Origin of the sequence: Amycolatopsis camponoti, assembly GCF_902497555.1 — a bacterium.
GTDB classification, from domain to species: Bacteria; Actinomycetota; Actinomycetes; order Mycobacteriales; family Pseudonocardiaceae; genus Amycolatopsis; species Amycolatopsis camponoti.
In genome coordinates this window covers 3,274,059-3,290,468 of sequence record NZ_CABVGP010000002.1, presented here as the reverse complement: position 1 = coordinate 3,290,468, position 16,410 = coordinate 3,274,059, and the positions used below count along the sequence as shown (strand labels likewise).

The 16,410-nt window shown below is 74.1% G+C and carries 14 protein-coding genes; 2 read left to right on the top strand and 12 right to left on the bottom strand.

Features of this window, described 5'->3' with window-relative positions; all coding sequences use genetic code 11:
• Position 1 precedes the first annotated feature (1 nt).
• The 3 genes from AA23TX_RS35510 to AA23TX_RS35500 are packed head-to-tail and all read right to left on the bottom strand — an operon-like array spanning position 2 to position 4,676.
• Positions 2-2,032 carry a hydantoinase/oxoprolinase family protein gene (locus tag AA23TX_RS35510; RefSeq protein ID WP_155547056.1) on the bottom strand — a complete coding sequence of 677 codons (2,031 nt, stop codon included), beginning with the start codon at positions 2,030-2,032 and terminating at the stop codon, positions 2-4.
• Positions 2,029-3,591: a hydantoinase B/oxoprolinase family protein gene (locus tag AA23TX_RS35505; RefSeq protein WP_155547055.1), complete on the bottom strand. Its 1,563-nt coding sequence runs from the start codon at positions 3,589-3,591 to the stop codon at positions 2,029-2,031. Before AA23TX_RS35505 ends, AA23TX_RS35510 begins: the two co-directional genes overlap by 4 nt.
• On the bottom strand, positions 3,588-4,676 hold the full coding sequence (locus tag AA23TX_RS35500) for a tartrate dehydrogenase (RefSeq protein ID WP_230862916.1): 1,089 nt from the start codon (positions 4,674-4,676) through the stop codon (positions 3,588-3,590). The genes AA23TX_RS35505 and AA23TX_RS35500 overlap by 4 nt, the downstream gene beginning before the upstream one ends.
• 88 nt (positions 4,677-4,764) lie before the next feature.
• On the opposite strand from AA23TX_RS35500, the gene AA23TX_RS35495 reads away from it, so the two are divergent.
• Both AA23TX_RS35495 and AA23TX_RS35490 read left to right on the top strand, forming a co-directional pair.
• Positions 4,765-5,670, top strand: coding sequence for a LysR family transcriptional regulator (locus tag AA23TX_RS35495; RefSeq protein ID WP_155547053.1), 906 nt, complete (start codon positions 4,765-4,767; stop codon positions 5,668-5,670).
• Between the two features lie 59 nt (positions 5,671-5,729).
• On the top strand, positions 5,730-6,485 hold the full coding sequence (locus tag AA23TX_RS35490; RefSeq protein ID WP_155547052.1) for an alpha/beta hydrolase: 756 nt from the start codon (positions 5,730-5,732) through the stop codon (positions 6,483-6,485).
• Here AA23TX_RS35490 and AA23TX_RS35485 read toward each other — a convergent pair.
• The 9 genes from AA23TX_RS35485 to AA23TX_RS35445 form a co-directional block, all read right to left on the bottom strand.
• Positions 6,447-7,352, bottom strand: a complete 906-nt coding sequence (locus AA23TX_RS35485; protein ID WP_155547051.1) for a PfkB family carbohydrate kinase — start codon at positions 7,350-7,352, stop codon at positions 6,447-6,449. The genes AA23TX_RS35490 and AA23TX_RS35485 overlap by 39 nt on opposite strands.
• On the bottom strand, positions 7,349-8,821 hold the full coding sequence (locus AA23TX_RS35480) for a purine-cytosine permease family protein (RefSeq protein ID WP_155547050.1): 1,473 nt from the start codon (positions 8,819-8,821) through the stop codon (positions 7,349-7,351). The genes AA23TX_RS35485 and AA23TX_RS35480 overlap by 4 nt, the downstream gene beginning before the upstream one ends.
• Positions 8,769-9,824, bottom strand: a complete 1,056-nt coding sequence (locus tag AA23TX_RS35475; protein WP_230862915.1) for an ADP-ribosylglycohydrolase family protein — start codon at positions 9,822-9,824, stop codon at positions 8,769-8,771. The genes AA23TX_RS35480 and AA23TX_RS35475 overlap by 53 nt, the downstream gene beginning before the upstream one ends.
• Positions 9,825-9,877: 53 nt before the next feature.
• A complete protein-coding gene (locus AA23TX_RS35470; RefSeq protein WP_155547049.1) occupies positions 9,878-10,456 on the bottom strand; it encodes a hypothetical protein in 579 nt (192 codons plus the stop codon).
• Between the two features lie 96 nt (positions 10,457-10,552).
• On the bottom strand, positions 10,553-11,668 hold the full coding sequence (locus AA23TX_RS35465) for a GntG family PLP-dependent aldolase (RefSeq protein WP_230862914.1): 1,116 nt from the start codon (positions 11,666-11,668) through the stop codon (positions 10,553-10,555).
• Positions 11,669-11,685: 17 nt separating this feature from the next.
• Complete coding sequence (locus AA23TX_RS35460; protein ID WP_155547048.1) at positions 11,686-13,161, bottom strand: argininosuccinate lyase; 1,476 nt, start codon at positions 13,159-13,161, stop codon at positions 11,686-11,688.
• Positions 13,162-13,267: 106 nt separating this feature from the next.
• On the bottom strand, positions 13,268-14,461 hold the full coding sequence (locus tag AA23TX_RS35455) for an ATP-grasp domain-containing protein (protein ID WP_196425671.1): 1,194 nt from the start codon (positions 14,459-14,461) through the stop codon (positions 13,268-13,270).
• Positions 14,458-15,480, bottom strand: coding sequence for a pyridoxal-phosphate dependent enzyme (locus tag AA23TX_RS35450; RefSeq protein ID WP_155547046.1), 1,023 nt, complete (start codon positions 15,478-15,480; stop codon positions 14,458-14,460). The genes AA23TX_RS35455 and AA23TX_RS35450 overlap by 4 nt, the downstream gene beginning before the upstream one ends.
• A 5-nt stretch (positions 15,481-15,485) precedes the next feature.
• A complete protein-coding gene (locus tag AA23TX_RS35445) occupies positions 15,486-16,409 on the bottom strand; it encodes a GHMP family kinase ATP-binding protein (protein WP_155547045.1) in 924 nt (307 codons plus the stop codon).
• Position 16,410: the final 1 nt, after the last annotated feature.

Below are 16,410 nucleotides of genomic sequence, written 5' to 3'. Positions count from 1 at the left end.
CTCAGCCGAGGTCGACGAAGAGCGTCAGGTCGTCGCCGACGCGGATCCGGCAGTCCGGCCCGAAGGAGCAGGAGGACTCCCGCTCTTCGAAGACGGCCGGTCCGGCGATTTCCGCGCCCGGCCGCAGCCGGTAGCGGTCCCAGACCGTCGCGCGCAGCCGGCCGTGGCCGGGGAAGTGCACGTCACGCTCCCCGCGCCGTGGGTCGCCGTCGGCGGGCTCGCACCCGAGCTCGATGTCGCGGCCGGGCAACCGGGCCGACAAGCGCCAGGTGACGACCTCCACGGGTCCGTCCAGCGTCCGCCCGAACGCCGCGCGGTAAGCGTCTTCGAAAGCGTCCCGGAGACGACCGTCGCCGGGCAGGTCGACCTCGATCCCGGAGCCCTGGCCCAGGTACCGCAGGTCGGCCGACCGCCGCGAGCGCGCCCCGGTGCCGAGGACCGCGCCGGCCTGCTCGGCCATCTCCTCGTACAGGGCCTCCACGCGACTCCAGTCCACTTCGGACAGTGGGGAGGGCAGGCTGCGCGACTGGTCGACCGTCGGCGCGGCGACGAGGAACCCGTACGCCGACATCACGCCGGCCCGCATCGGGACGATCACGCGGCCGATCTTCAGCTGCTTCGCCAGGCCGTAGGCGTGCACGGGTCCCGCGCCGCCGAAGGCCACCAGCGCGAACCCGGCGGGGTCGCGGCCGTGCTCGGCCAGGTGCATCCGGGCGGCCGCGGCCATGCTCGCCGTGGCGACCTCGACGATGCCCGCGGCCGCGCCGGTCTCGTCCAGGCCCAGCGGGTCACCCACTTCCCGGGCCACCGCCTTGTGGACTTCGGCGGTGCGCAGCCGCATCTCGCCGCCGAGGAAGGCGTCCGGGTCGAGGTAGCCGAGCACGAGGTCGGCGTCGGTGACGGTCGGCCGCTCGCCGCCGCGGCCGTAGGCGACCGGTCCCGGCACGGACCCGGCGCTGCGCGGCCCGACCTTGAGCAGGCCCAGCGCGTCCGGGGCGGCGATCGAGCCGCCCCCCGAGCCGATCTCGATCAGGTCCACGACGGTCAGCTTCACCGGCAGGCCCGAGCCCGGCTTGAACTTGTCGACGCGGCCCGCTTCGAAGTCGTGCTTGCGCCGCGGTGCGCCGCCGCTCACGATCGCGATCTTGGCGGTGGTGCCGCCCATGTCGAACGACAGGACGTCCGGTTCGCCGGCCCGGCGGGCCACCGCGGCGGCGGCGATCGCGCCCGCCGCGGGACCGGATTCGAGCAGGCGGACGGGGAACTCCTTGGCGTCGGCCAGGGTCGTGACGCCACCGCCGGAGAGCATGACGTGCAGTGGCGCGTCGATGCCCAGCGCGGTCAGGTCGTCCCGCAGCGCGTCGAGGTAGTGCGCCACCAGCGGCTGGACGTAGGCGTTGAGGCACGCGGTGCTCGCGCGCTCGTATTCGCCGAGTACCGGGGTCACCGCGCTGGAGAGCGTGACCGGCAGGTCCGGGTGGGCGCGGGCGAGCAGCTCGCGGGCCCGCCGTTCGTGCCGGTCGTCGCGGTAGGAGTGCAGCAGCGCGACGGCCACCGCCTCGACGCCGTGGGTCAGCAAGTCCCGCACCTCGGCCAAGACGGCGTCGTCGTCCAGGGGTGCCAGCTCGGTGCCGTCGGCGGCGAGGCGGCCCGGCACGCCGCGGCACCGGTGCCGGGGAACCAGCGGGGACGCCGGGCGCGCGTGCAGGTCGGTCGTGTCGAACCGGGTCTCGCGGGCCAGCTCCAGGGTGTCGCTGAAACCCTCGGTGGTGAGCAGGCCGACGACCGCGCCGGTGCGTTCGAGCAGGGTGTTCGTCACCAGGGTCGTGCCGTGGACGACCCCGGCGACGGCGTCCGGCGGCGTGCCGGTCTCCGCGAGGAGCCGGGTGATGCCGGCGGTGATCGCGTCGTGCGGCGCGTGCGGGGTGGTGGGCAGCTTGCCCGGCCAGGTCAGGCCGCGGGCGGGGTCGTGCAGCAGCAGGTCGGTGAACGTGCCGCCGACGTCCACGCCGATCCGGACGGTGCGGCTCATCGGTCCGCCTCCGGGGTGCCGAACCCGCCGCCGCCGGCGAACGAGATGACGACCGAGGCACCCGGTGCGAGCTGCGAAATCGACTTCAGCGGCACGCGCTCGCCGGTGTCCAGCACGGCCTGGGCCGGTGCCCCGGCCTCCCCGCCCGCGACGCCGAGGGCCGGGTGCCGTTCGCGGTCGCCGAGCAGCACCAGCTGCACCGGGCGGCTCGTCGGGTTGTGCACCTCGACGTCCTGCCCGAGCCCGCCGCGCCGCCGTCCCCGCCCGCCGGACCCGGCCCGCAGCTCCTTGCGGACGAACCTCAGCGGCGACGCGACTTCCATCGCCTCGACGCTCCCGCTGCCGGAGTTGGTCGGGAACGCCGTCGCCGAGAGGCCGTCCTCGTCCTGCGACGCACCCATGCCGGCGTTGGCGAAGAGCATCTGCGCGAACGGGCGGCCGGCGTCGTCGACCCCGGCGAACCGGACGCGCAGCGCGGGCGCTCCCCCGCTGTCGGCGATGACGCGGTCCGGCAGCACCGGCGCGAGCGCGCGGTAGATCGCGCAGGAGAGCAGGTGCCCGGTCAGGTGCCGGGCGACGACCGGCGCGGGGAACACGGGGTTGACGATCGTGCCCTCGGGCGCGGTCACGGTGATCGCCCGGTAGGAGCCCCAGTTGGTGCGCGTGGCCGGGTCGAGCAGGATCTTCAGCGGGTACACCGAGTACGCGCGGGTGTAGTTCAGCGTGGAGTTGGTCGAGAACGGGACCTGCGGGGAAGTCCCCGTGTAGTCGATCCCGACGGCGTCCCCGCTGATCGTCACCGCGCACTCGATGTGCGTCGGGTGACCTTCGACGCCGTCCGCGTCGACGCCCGCCCGGTAGACGCCGTCGGGCAGCTCGCGGATCGCCGCGCGCATCGCGGCCTCGGCCATGGCGTGCACCTGGTCGGCGAACCCCGCGAAGTCGGGCTCGCCGAAGTCCTCGAGGAACTCCTGAGCGCGTCGCCGGCCGACCGCGTGCGCGGCGGCCTGCGCTTCGAGGTCGCCCCACAGCTCGGCGGGCAGGCGGACGTTGGCCAGCAGGAAGTCCTTGACGCCCTGCTCGACCCGGCCGGCGCGGAACAGCCGCAGCGGCGGGATGAGCAAGCCTTCGGACATCAGGTCCGTGGCGCCGAGCGACGGCGTGCCGCCGATGTCCGGCGAATGCGCGGCGGTGCCGGTGAAGCCGGCGAGCGCGCCGCGGTGGAAGATCGGCGCGAGCATGGCGATGTCGGGCAGGTGCCCGGTCGCGATCCACGGGTCGTTGGTGATGACGGCGTCGCCGTCCTGCCACTCGCCGGCCGGGAAGCGTTCCAGGACAAGGGAAGTCAGCGTGCTCATCAAAGCCGCGAAGCCCGGGATGCCGGCCCGCGACTCGGCCATCGTGCGGCCGCGGCGGTCCATCAGGACCACCGTGTAGTCGTTGGACTCGCGGATGATCGTCGAGAACGCCGTGCGCAGCATGGTCGACGCGGCTTCGTCGGTCGCGGCGGCGAGCCGGTCCCAGCGGACCTCCAGGCCGATCGGGTCGAAGCCGGTCATGCCGTGACCCGCTGCCCGACGGCGATGCGCTCGGCGATCGCCGTGCCGAGCCCTTCGGTCGTCCCCGGGCCGCCGAGGTCGGGGGTGAGCACGTCCGGCTGCTCGTCGAGCACGCTTTCGATCGCGGCGACGACCCGCGCGGCGGCTTCCGGTTCGCCGAGGTGGTCGAGCATCATGGCGCCGCTCCAGATCTGGCCGATCGGGTTGGCGATGCCCTGCCCGGCGATGTCGGGAGCCGAGCCGTGGACCGGCTCGAACAGGCTCGGCCAGGTGCGGTCCGGGTTGATGTTGGCGCTCGGGGCGATCCCGATCGTGCCGGTGCACGCGGGCCCGAGGTCGGACAGGATGTCGCCGAAGAGGTTGCTGGCCACGACGACGTCGTAGTTCCGCGGGCTGAGCACGAACTTGGCCGCGAGGATGTCGATGTGGTCCTTGTCCGCGGTGACGTCCGGGTAGTGGGCGGCCATCGCGGCCGCGCGCTCGTCCCAGTAGGGCATCGAGATGGAGATCCCGTTGCTCTTGGTCGCCCACGTCAGGTGCTTGCGCGGCCGGGTGGCGGCGAGGTCGAAGGCGTAGCGCAGCACGCGGTCCACGCCGACGCGGGTCATCACCGTCTCCTGCAGCACGGTCTCGCGGTCGGTGCCCTCGAAGATGCGGCCACCGATGCTGGAGTACTCGCCTTCGGTGTTCTCCCGGACGACGAGGAAGTCGATGTCGCCCGGCCCGTGGCCGCGCAGCGGGCCGCGCACGCCGCGCAGCAACCGGACCGGCCGCAGGTTGACGTACTGGTCGAACCCGCGGCGGAACTTCAGCAGGCTGCCCCAGAGCGACACGTGGTCGGGGACCACCTCAGGCCACCCGACCGCGCCGAAGAAGAGCGCGTCGAAGCCGGCGAGCACGTCCTGCCAGTCCGGCGGCAGCATCTCGCCGTGCTCCAGCCAGTACTCGGCGGAAGCGAAGCCGAATTCGGTGGTCTCCAGCTCGAAGCCGTGGACGTCGGCGGCGGCGCGCAGGCAGCGCAGGCCTTCCGGGACGACCTCGCGCCCGATGCCGTCGCCGGGGATGACCGCGATGCGGTGGTTCACAAGACGCTCCTCGCCGTGGGGTCCCTCCACTGTGGGCGGCCGCGCGGCGCCCCGGCAAGAACGCCGGCGGCAACCTATCCTTTCCTCCATGGAAAGACTCGACGACCTCGGCTTCTTCCACGTGGTCGCCGTCAGCGAGACGCTCACGGCCGCCGCGCGCGAGCTGGACGTGTCGCTGCCGGTGGTGAGCAAACGCCTGAAAGCGCTGGAACGCCGGCTCGACGTGCGGCTCGTGCACCGCGGCGCGCGCCGGCTCACGCTGACCTCCGAGGGGCAGCTGTACGCCTCGCGCGTCGAGGCGATCCTCGACCAGGTGCGCGAGCTCGACGACCTGGTCAGCCACCCCGCCGGCGACCTGCGGGGCTCGATCGTCGTCCAGGCGACCCTCGGACTCGGCCGCACGCACGTCGCGCCGCTCATCGGCGAGTTCACCGCGCTGCACCCCCGCGTGCGGATCCGGCTCCACACCTCGGCGCTGCCCCTGCGGCCGCACCGGCGCGAGTTCGACCTGGCCGTGCACGTCGGCGCGCCACCGGACTCCACGCTGCGGATGCGCCGGCTGGCCCGCAACCGCCGAGTGCCGTGCGCGGCACCGTCCTACCTGGACCGCCGCGGCGTCCCCGAGCGGATCGAGGACCTGGCCGCCCACGACTGCATCGTGCTGCGCGAGAACGAGGGCGACTTCGCGGTGTGGCGCTTCGGCGGCGCCGCCCAGCCGCGTCAGGTGCGGGTGCGCGGCAGCCTGTCGAGCAACGACGGCGACATCGTGACGGACTGGGCGCTGCGGGGCCGCGGGATCGTCATGCGCTCGGAGTGGCAGGTCCGGTCCCACCTGGACAGCGGCGCGCTGGTGCGGGTGCTGCCCGGCGTGCCGACGCCGCCCGCCGACATCTACGCCCTGCTGGCCGACGACGTCCACGTGCCGCGGCGCACGAGCGACCTGATCGGTCACCTGGCCGCCCGCCTGCCGGAGCGGCTGGCTTTCCCGGCGTGAAAGGCTGCCTTTCCGCCGGTGGCGTTGCCCGGGTGCCGAGCCGCTCTTAGGTTGCGAGCGTGACGCCTCCCGCTGTCCGGCTCGCCGAGCTGCCCCCGGACCACGCCGGCCGCCGGCTCCTGACCGGGTACACGCCGGCCTTCGCCGCGCAGGCCGACCCGCGGTTCTCCTACACACTGTTCGTCCCGGAGGACATCCGCGACGACGAGCGGCCGAAGCTGTGGGTGTTCGTCCACGGCACGCGCCGGCGCACGAGGTTCTACCTCGACGGGCTGGCCGCGCTCGCCCGGGCCGAGCGCGCGGTGGTCATGACGCCGCTGTTCCCGGCGGGCATCAGCGCACCCGACGACATCGACGGCTACAAGGTCCTCGAGCACGCGGGGATCCGCTTCGACCAGGTGCTGCTGGACATGGTCGACGAGGTCGCGCACCGCTGGAACGCGGCCGCGTCGGCGTTCTTCCTGCACGGCTTCTCCGGCGGTGGGCAGTTCGCCCACCGGTTCCTGTACCGCCACCCCGAGCGCCTGTCGGCGGTGTCGATCGGCGCGCCGGGCCGGGTCGCCCTGCCCGGCGGCGAAGCGTCGTTCACGCGGGTCCCGGTCCAGATCGTGATCGGCTCACTCGACGCGGACCCCGCGGCGATCGCGTGGATGGCGAGCGAAGGGGGAGCCGATCGGCTGTCGCGGGCCCGGACGTTGGCCGCGGCGCTCAGGGACTACGGGTCGGCCGTGCGCTTCGACGTCGTCGAGGGGGTGGGGCACGTCGGTGAGGCGGTCCTACCCGCGGTGACCGAGTTCCTGCTGGCGAACCAGTAGCTCATCGACCTCCGCACGGGAGGGGCTCGTAGCCGGGCCATACCGCCGGACCGCGATCGCGGCAGCGGCGTTCGCGCGTTCGGCCGCGACGAGGAGTGGCTCCCCGCGCAGCAGCTCCGCCGCCAGCACGCCGGCATGGGCGTCCCCGGCACCGTTGGTGTCCACCGGGTCGACCGGGAACCCGGGGACGCGCACGGTCACCCCGTTCTCGACGACGTCGCACCCCTCGGCGCCGACGCGCGTGACCCGCACCGGCACGTCTCCCACTCCGTCCACAGTGGACATCATCGCGGCTTCGGCGGCATTGCACGAGAGGATGTCCACGCGCGGCAGCACCGCCCGCCAGACGTCCGGGGCCACGTCGGCGGCGAGGGGCCCGGGGTCCAGCAGCACCCGGTGGTCCCCCACCGAGGGCAGCCACTCCAGCAGCGCGTCGCGGTTGGACTCGCGCAAGAGGCTGTACCCGGTGACGTACACCAGGTCTCCGGCCCGCGGCCGCACGCGGCGCAGGTGCTCGGCCGTGACGGTGCCCTCGGCGCCGGTCTCGGTGATGAACGTCCGCTCCCCCGCCGCGTCGACCAGGACGACGCACACCCCGGTGTCCGGCGCGGCCGGGAGCTGGACCAGCTCGACCCCCTCGGCCGTCAGGGCCTCCCGGACCAGGTCGCCGAAGCGTCCGGTGCCGTGCTCCCCCGCGTAGACGACCGCCGCGCCGGCACGGGCCGCCGCGGCCATCACGTTGAACCCGCCGCCCGCGGTGAAGCGGACGTCGGAGGCGAGCACGTCGCCACCCGGCGGAGGCAGCGCCTCGACCCGCATCACGAGGTCGACGATGGCCTGTCCGGTGTGGACGAGGCGGCCGGTCATCGGCGGATCCTCGCACCGCCGAGCGCGGCGTACAACCCGGCACCCACGGCGAACGTGACGACCCAGCCCAGTCCGTTGGCGCCGAGCCACGTGCCGGCCAGGGGCCCGGTGAACCACGCGTCGTCGCCGGTGCCGGCCGTGGTGAACAGGTAGCCCGCGACGATGGCCGCGGCCCAGGACAGCAGCGCACGCGGCTCGCACCCCGCGCGGTACCAGTACGCGCTCGTGCGGTGCACGTCCATCAGGGCCACCGGGTCGTAGTCGCGCCGGCGCACCATGTCGACGACGAACACCCCGACCCACGCCGTGATCGGCACCGCCAGCAGGCTGATGAACGCGATGAACGGGCCGTAGAAGCCGTCGGCGACGAGCATGAAGTACAGCGAGCCGAGGAACGTCACGACGATGTCGACGACCACGGCGTACACCCGCTTGAGCCGGATGCCCAGGGTCAGCGTGGTGAGGCCGGCGGAGTACACGGACAGGTGGTTCGAGAGCAGCAGCCCGCCGAACGCGGCGATCAGGTACGGCACCGCCATCCAGCCGGGCAGCAGCTCGCGGATGGCCGCGACCGGGTCGCCCGCGGACGCCAGCGACGGGTCGTCGGCCGAAACCAGGCTGCCCAGCGAGATGAGCAGCACCAACGGGATTCCCGCGCCCGCCGCGGCCGAGGCGACGAGCGACCCGGCCCGGACGGACGGCGACTGGTAGCGCGACATGTCGGCGGACGCGTTCGCCCAGCCGATCCCGGTCCCGGCGGCGATGGTGCCGACGCCGGCGATCATCGCGCCGACCGGCGCGGGCGAGGCGGCGAAGACCTGCCCCCAGTGGATCCGCGTGACCAGGCTGACCGCGACGACCACGTTGAGCGCACCGAAGATCCACGTCGACCAGCGCTGCACCGCGACCAGCACCGCGTGCCCGAGCCCGGAGACGGTCACGGTCAGCAGGACGAACACCGCCACGCCCACGACCGTCAGCACCGGTGAGGCCTTCGCGTCCGCGTTCGCGCCGAACAGGATCGCGCACAGGGAAAGGAACGCGAACGCGGCGGTCGTCGTGTTCACCGTCTCCCAGCCGAGCCGGGACACCAGCGACACGATGGTCGGCCCGATGTTGCCCCGGACGCCGAAGACCGCGCGCGACAACGTGAGCCCGGGCGCGCCGCCGCGGCGGCCGGCGATCGAGACGACGCCGACGACCGCGAACGACCCGGCGGCGCCGAGCACCGCGACGAGGGCCGCCTGCCAGAACGCCAGGTGCTGCACCGCGACCAGCGTCGCGCCGAGCGGCAGCCCGAGGATGCTGATGTTCGCGGCGAACCACACCCAGAACAGCTGCATCGGGTGCCCGTGGCGCTCGCCGGCGGGCACGGGCTCGATGCCGCGGGTCTCCAGCGCTCCCGCTTTCCCGGAGCTAGCCGGCGTGTCCGCGGCACTCGTGCCGGGGACCTGAGCTGATTCGACCATCGTTACCTCGCACCTGCAGGAGGCCGTCCACGACGACGGCCAAGTCGAGCCGGTTGACCGCGCGCACCTTATCGACCAGGTGGGCGGGCAGTCCGGAAATCCCGTGGTGTGCGCCGAGGATCGCTCCGCACCCGGCCGCCACGGTGTCGGTGTCGCCGCCGATCTCGGCGGCGAGGGTCAGGGCCGCGGCCGGGTCGTCACCGAGGTTTTCGGCGAGTGCGAAGGCCGCGACCACGGATTCCTGCGCGGCGACCGACGTCCCGATGACGTCGGTGAGCGCGTCGGCCAACCCCGCGCGGCCCAGGCCGCGGACCCAGCCACGAGCCCAGGCGATGCGGGCGGCGATGTCCCCGCCGGCGATCCAGTGCCCGCGCAGCGCGCCCTCGGCGGCGGCCTGTTCGGCCTCGTCGAGGGAGGTCTTGAGGTCGGCCCCGGCGACGCCGGACGAGACGGCGGCGGCCACCGCGGCGGCCGCGGCGATCCCCAGCCCGGTGTTGTGGGTGACGCGGCTCGCCGCGACGACGGCGTCGAGGAACCCCTCGCCCAGCGGCGTCGCGATGCCGACCGGGGTGATCCGCATGGCGGCGCCGTTGGTGGCCCCGTCCCGGCCGGCCTCCTCGGCGGCGGCGCCCGCGTCGAGCCGGTCGAGGGCGCGCCGGGTCGAGGGGCCGAGCAGGTCGAGCGAGCCGCGGCGGATCATGTCCGCCTCCCACTCACGCAGGGCGGCGGCGAAGTCGTGGGCATCGATCCGGCCACCGCCGTGGATGGCGAGCCGGGCCACGAGCACGGCCTGTTCCGTGTCGTCGGTGATCGACCCGGCCGGCATCCCGGGGGCGATCGGCTGCTCGGCGACGGCGTCGACGAAGCCGCGGATCGGCCCGTACGCCCGCTCGATGGCGGCGCGCGACATCGACTGCGTCGGCATGCCGAGCGCGTCGCCGATCGCGAGCCCGTAGAAGGCACCGAGCGCTCGCTCCCGCATCGGAGCCGGTCGGGTGAACATGTACAAACATGTACAGCTGCGGTGGAGGGCGTGTCAAGCCCCGTGGCCAGCGGTCAGGCCCGCGGCTCCGCGCTCCGCTCCCCGGCGAAGAACAGCCAGGACATCCCGACCGCGACGGCGAGCATCGTGAGCACACCCCGCGGCCAGAAGATGTGACTGTCCAGAAAGGACACACTCGCCGGCAGGAGGACCACCCCGCCCGGCACCGCCCACCACCCCGCGCGCAAGGTCGCCGCCACGACGATCAACGCGCTCGCCACGAGGAAGCAGGCCGCGCCGATGTGGCCGACCAGGTCGCCGGCCGTGAAGACCGCGCCGACGACCGGGGTGGCGCCGTGCTGGGCGTGGACCACCGTGCCGCCGGCGATCCCCGCCACCGCGTCGAGTCCGCCGTAGAAGGCCGCGTACCCGAACGCCGCCACCCAGCCCGGCCACCGCAACCACGGCGGTGCCTCCCTCAGCAGGAACCACTGCGCCACGGCCAGCAATGGGAAGACCGGCAGCAGGATGATGTGCAGCGTCGTCCACCAGGGCGCGGTGGCCGCGTCGAGCTGGGCGGGGTGCACCGTGCCGAACCCGGCCAGCAGCAGTCCCGGAACGGCGACGAGGAAGCCACGCAGTGATCTGGACACCCGCGCGACCCTAGCCCCGGCCGGCCGGCGAACCGGCGCATCCGGCATTAGGAAACCCTTACGGGCCGGGACGGCGGCCGCCCCGGCCCCGCGGGTTCACCGCACCAGGGCGTCGTGGCCCAGGAGGTCGCCGAACACCGAGACCGCGCGGTCCACGGCGTCGTCGTCGACGCCCGCGTGGGTCACCGCGCGGATGCGGTCGGTGCCCAGCTCCTCCACCCGGATCCCGCGGCGGCGGGCGGCCTCGATCAGCGTCCGGGTCGTGTAGCGGTCGTCGCGGACCTTGAAGAACACCATGTTGGTCAGCGGCGGGCCCGGATCCAGCCGGACGCCCGGGATGCGCGACAGGCCGCGGGCCAGGCGCGCCGCGCGGGCGTGGTCGTCGGCCAGGCGCTCGGTCATGTCCGTCAGCGCCACGATGCCGCACGCCGCGATCATCCCGGCCTGGCGCATGCCGCCGCCGAGCATCTTGCGCATCCGGCGCGCCGCCGCGATCGTCACGCGGTCGCCGACCAGCACCGAGCCGATCGGCGCGCAGAGGCCTTTCGACAGGCAGATCTGCACCGTGTCCGCGTGCTTGGCCACCTCGGCCGCGCTGACGCCGAGCGCGACGGCCGCGTTGAACAGGCGGGCGCCGTCGAGGTGCAGGGCGACACCGTGCGAGCGGATCAGCCGGGACACCTCGCTGAGGTAGTCCAGCTGCAGGGGCAGCCCGCCACAGCGGTTCTGCGGCGTCTCCAGGCTCAGCACGGCCGGCGGCGCGATCTGCGGGTCGCTGCGGTCGACCGCGCACGCCTCGGCGATGGCCGCCGGGTCGATCGTGCCGTCGGGCAGGTTCGGCAGCGGGTCGTAGACGATGCCGCCGCACAGCGACGCGCCGCCCGCTTCGTAGACGTACACGTCGGACTCGTGCCCGACGATCGCCTTGCCGCCGCGCGGGCAGTGCGCCAGCAGCGCGGTCAGGTTCGCCATGGTGCCGCTCGGCATCAGGCAGCCGGCCTGCTTGCCGAGCAGCTCGGCGGCGAGCTGCTCCAGCCGGTCCACGGTCGGGTCCTCGCCGTAGACGTCGTCGCCGAGCGGAGCGCGCGCGGCGGCCTCCAGCATCGTGGGCGTGGGCAGGGTGAACGTGTCGCTGCGGAGTTCGACGTGCGTGCCCTGTGCGGGCGCGGTCTCCGGGCGCAGGGTCGCGAGGTCGTCGGCGAAAGTGGTCACAACAGGCTCCTTGGCGGTCAGCGGATGAGGGTTCGGACGGCGTCGTCGAGGCCGATTTCGGCCTGGCTCCAGCGCCAGCGGCGTTCTTCGGCGGCGGCGCGGATCCGCGCGAACGCGGCTTCGGCCTCGGTGACGGCGGCGAGCACGGACTCCCGCGCCGGGCCACCGCCGTGGGCCGCGTGCTGGGCCACCTCGGCCGGGTCGAGCGCGGCGAGGACGTGCGCGGGCTGCCCGGCCAGCCGGACACGGGCGACCTCGTGCAGCGGCAGGCCGTGGTCGAGGGCTTCCTTCGCGACGGCCCCGACTTCGTGGTGGGCCCGGCGGAACGGCATCCCGGCGTCGACGAGCCGTTCGGCGAGGTGGGTGGCCGCGGTCTGGCCGTCGACGGCGCGGGCGTACATCCGCTCCGGCACCGGCTCGGCGCCCTCGACGACGAGCCGCAGCAGCACGACGGCGTCGGTCGCGGCCTCCAGCGCCGACCACGCGGGAGCCACCGCCTCGGTGCCGACGGCGATGGCGTTGGTGAACCGCGCCGTCGCCATCGCGCTCGCCGACGCGGTGAACGCGCCGAGCGGGGCCAGCGCGCGGCCCTGGACGTGTTCGAGCAGGAACGGGTTGCGCTTCTGCGGCATCATCGAACTGGACCCGACGACGTCGTCGGCCAGCCGCAGAAGCCCGGCCTCCGCGCTCGTCCACGCCTGGAAGTCGTGGGAGACGCGGCAGAGCAGGACACCGAGGACGGTGGCCGCGGACAGCTGGCGCAGCACCAGGTCCCGCGACGCGACGGCGTGCAGCGAGTTCGGGATCGAGGTGGCGAAGCCGAGCAGCGCGGTGGTGCGGTGCTGGTCGACCGGCAGCGACGTGCCGCCGACCGCGCCCGCGCCGAGCGGGTTCTGGTCGATCTCGGCGCCGGCCTGCCAGAGGCTTTCGACGTCCCGGACGAGCGCGCTCGCGACGCCGGCGAGGTAGTGCCCGTAGGTGATCGGGACGGCGGGCTGGTGGTGGGTGTAGGCGGGCATGGTGACCTCGGCCCAGCGCCGGGCCCGCTCGAGCAGGGCGCGGCCGAGGGCGTCGGACTCGGCGAGCAGGCGTTCGTGCGGTTCGCGCAACCGCAGCCGGACGACCGTGGCGTTGAGGTCGTTGCGCGAGCGTCCACTGTGGAGGATCCCGCCGGTCTCGGCGCCGAGGGTGTCGATGAGGTGGGACTCGTAGGCGAGGTAGCGGCCGCGGGGCGCGGGGACGTCGTGCAGGGCCGAGAACCCTTGTTTCCGCAGGCTTTCGATGCCGCTGAGCAGGTCCGCGGCGCGGGCCCGGTCGACGATGCCGCGTTCGGCGAGCATCACGACGTGGGCGCGGTCGACCTGGCTGATCAGCCCGAGCTCGGCGGCGACCGGGTCGGGGGCGGGTGCGGTGTCGCGGTCGAAGAGGATCTCCCTGGCCGCGGCGGAGATGGCGCTGGTGAGCCGTCCGGTTCCGCCTGGGGCGATGGTCATCGAGGTGCTCCTTCCGGGGTGTCCGGGTGGGGTTCGGGACGCTCTTCGTCCCGTTCTTCGCGCGCGCGATCGGTCTGCGCGACGGTGGCGATGAGGAACCGCAGGGTCACCGGGTCGCTCCTTCCGGGACGAGGGCGGCGCGCAACCGGTCGAGCCCGGCCACGGCCGCCGCGCGAGCGCCGCGGGGCCGGTCCGCGACGGCGAGGACGTGCCCGGCCCGGTCCCGGTAGTCCCGCGCCGAGCGGACCACCGTGCCGTCCGCGCGGTAGAGCCGGGCCTCGGCCACGCCCGGTACCGTCGACGCCTTCGTCACGGCGTCCCCGGCCGAAAGCACCGAAGTCGCCGTCGCCGTCAGGAACCGCAGCGACGCACAGGCCCGCCGCGTGGACCGCAGGTCGGGCGGCAGGCCCAGCACCGCCGCCACCTGCGCCGCGACGAGGTCCACGCCCGTCGCCGCGCGGACCAGCTCCGGGATCATGCCGCCCGCCGGACGCGGGTTGACCTCCATCAGCCGCGGCCCGGACGGGGTCAGCCGGATCTCGACGTGCGCCGCGCCGAAGCCGAGGCCCAGCGCGGTCACCGCCGCCCGGGCCGTGTCGATCAACGCCGTCTCGTCCGCGGGAGGCAGCGAAGCCGGGACGTCGTGGCCGACCTCGACGAAGAACGGCGACGGCCCGAGGTGCTTGCGCACCACCGCCACCACGACGTCGCCGAACAGCTCGACCGAGTACTCCGGCCCGTTCGCGTACGGCTCCACCAGTACCCGCGGCGGCACCGGCAGCCCGCGTTCGTTGTGCGTCACCGAAAGCAGCGCCGCGGCCTGCGCGGCCACCGACGCCGGCGTCTCGCACCGCAGCACGCCGACGCTCCCGGACCCCTCGGCCGGCTTGAGCACCACCGGGAACTCCACCGCCGCCGCGACGGCCGCCTCCACCGAGGTCGCCACCGTGCAGGGCGCCCCGAGAACGGCCCGCTGGTGGGCCTTGTTGCGGCACTCCGTCACGGCGTCCGGGTCCGGGCCGGGCAGATCCAGCTTCGCCGCGATCCGCGCCGCGACCGGGATGAAGTACTCCGAGCTGCTCGTCACCCCGGCCGGTTCGCCGATGTCGGAAGCCAGGACCGCGCACGCGTCCGCCGTGTCGCAGACGACGACGCGGACGCCGTCCTCGGCCGCGTACGGGTAGCGCGAAGGGTCGGCCGCGGCCAGCACCGGCTCGAAGCCGAGCTCCCGGGCCTGCCGCGCGAACAGCCGCCCGGTGCCGGTCGTGTTGCTCTCGACGAGCAGCAGCGTGCGCTTCACGACGCGTCGGCCAGCGGGCGCCGGCCCCAGTTCAGCCACGTCCACGAGCCGCCCGGCTCGGCGGGCGCGACGACCTCGTACGGCTCCCCCGCGCCCGCGTGCGCCAGCCCCTGCGCGCGCAGCCATTCGTCGGAGTACACCGTGTCCTGGTAGCGGTAGCCCTCGTCCGGCAGCAACGCGACGACCGTGGCGTCGGGGTTCCGGCGCGAGAACCAGTCGGCGACCTTGAACGACGCGCCGCTGGTCGGGCCCATGAACAGGCAGTGCCGCGCGTACAGCTCACGCGTCGCGGCGAACGCCTCGGCCGCGCCGATCCAGTGCACCTGGTCGTAGCTTTCGTGCGCCACGTTGGGCGGTACCAGGCTGTTGCCGAGCCCGCGCAGCACGCGCGGCCCGTCTTCCTGGCCGAAGATCGCGCTGCGCTGGGTGTCGACGCCGATGAGCGTCATGTCCGGGACGAGCATCCGCAGGAACGAGCTGGTGCCCGACGTCGAGCCGCCGGAGCCGACCGCGCCGACCAGACAGTCGGGCACACCGATCGTCTCGGCGAGCTGCTCGGCCACCAGCGCGTAGGACCGCGGGTTGTCGGGGTTGCTGTACTGGCCGGGGACCCAGTGGTTCGGGTACTCCGCGCGCAGCTCCTCGAGCCGGTCGAGCCGCGCGCGCTGGAACCCGCCGACCGGGCTGGGCTCCGGGCAGATCTCGACGCGGGCGCCGAGGTGTTCGAGGCGGCGCTTCAGCGGAGCGTCGATGGCCGGGTCGCCGACGATCGTGAGCGGGTAGCCGCGCAGCCGGCAGACCATCGCGAGGCCGAGGCCGAAGGTGCCCGACGACGTCTCGAGCACGGTCGTGCCGGGACCGACTTCACCGCGTTCTTCGGCGCGGTCGAGCATGAACCGGGCGGGCAGCAGCTTCATCAGGCCGAAGGCGGCGACGTGGAAGTTGGGCCGGATCCGGATGATCCGGGGCAGCTCGGTCGCCTCCACGACGGACCGGCTGACGGGGGCGGCAAGGGTCATCGGACTCACCTCTCGGTTTCGAACTGCCAGGTTTCGGTCACGTCGAGCCGGGTCGCGGCGAACTCCAGCCGGGCCGGGGTCTCGGCGTCGGTCGCGTCGAAGAGCAGGCCGGCGACGTCGCCGCTGTGGGCCACCTGCACGCCGACGGCCCCGGCGGCGCGGGCGGCGGCGAGGATGTCGTCCAGCCCGGGGATGGGCAGGTGCCGCTGGTTGAGCAGGGTGCTGGCGGTGGCGACGCGGCCGAGCAGGCCCGCGTCGCCGTCGCGGACGGCCCGCCGCAGCAGGCCGCGCAACGGCCGGAACGCCTCGATCTCCCACGACGTGTAGCGCGCGGGCGGGAGTTCGAGCGTGTCGACGCCGCGGCCGCCGGGGCTGGTGCCGAAGCCCAGCACGGACAGGGGCATCAGCTCCCCCAGGTCCTCGATCGGCTCGCCTTCGCGATGGGCGAAGACGACCGCCCGGCCGCCGTACATCAGCGAGTCGGACGCGGTCTCGGCTTCGACGGCCAGCGCGCCGACCTCGGCGGGTGAGAGCCGTCGGCCGGTCGCGGCGAGGACCGCGCCGATCGCCGACGTCACGTCCGCGGTCGAGGAGCCGAAGCCGCGGCACAGCGGGATGTCGCTGGTGATGTCGAGCAGGCCGCCGGGGACCGGGGTGCCGAGCCGGGCCAGGGTGAGGTCGGCGGCGCGGCGGGCCTTGGTGCGCCACGCGGGACGCACCGTCGTGCCGGTGTCCTCGGTGGGCAGGAAGGTGGCGCGGGTGCTGTAGAGCGGGCACGGCAGGGTGACAAGCCCGCGGCGCAGGCGGCCGTCGGCGACGAAGACCCCTTGCAGGATTTCGCCGTGATGGGCGTCGACGCGGTAGCTGCCCGCGCGCGGATCGGTGACGGTGGCGGGGGCCGGTGCGGCGACCGCGAGGTCTTCGGTCATG

Excerpts from the sequence above, each read along its gene's own strand:
- AA23TX_RS35510 (WP_155547056.1), bottom strand. The coding sequence starts at position 2,032 with ATGAGCCGCACCGTCCGGATCGGCGTGGACGTCGGCGGCACGTTCACC.
- AA23TX_RS35505 (WP_155547055.1), bottom strand. The coding sequence starts at position 3,591 with ATGACCGGCTTCGACCCGATCGGCCTGGAGGTCCGCTGGGACCGGCTC.
- AA23TX_RS35495 (WP_155547053.1), top strand. The coding sequence starts at position 4,765 with ATGGAAAGACTCGACGACCTCGGCTTCTTCCACGTGGTCGCCGTCAGC.
- AA23TX_RS35485 (WP_155547051.1), bottom strand. The coding sequence starts at position 7,352 with ATGACCGGCCGCCTCGTCCACACCGGACAGGCCATCGTCGACCTCGTG.
- AA23TX_RS35480 (WP_155547050.1), bottom strand. The coding sequence starts at position 8,821 with ATGGTCGAATCAGCTCAGGTCCCCGGCACGAGTGCCGCGGACACGCCG.
- AA23TX_RS35475 (WP_230862915.1), bottom strand. The coding sequence starts at position 9,824 with ATGTTCACCCGACCGGCTCCGATGCGGGAGCGAGCGCTCGGTGCCTTC.
- AA23TX_RS35460 (WP_155547048.1), bottom strand. The coding sequence starts at position 13,161 with ATGACCATCGCCCCAGGCGGAACCGGACGGCTCACCAGCGCCATCTCC.
- AA23TX_RS35450 (WP_155547046.1), bottom strand. The coding sequence starts at position 15,480 with ATGACCCTTGCCGCCCCCGTCAGCCGGTCCGTCGTGGAGGCGACCGAG.
- AA23TX_RS35445 (WP_155547045.1), bottom strand. The coding sequence starts at position 16,409 with ATGACCGAAGACCTCGCGGTCGCCGCACCGGCCCCCGCCACCGTCACC.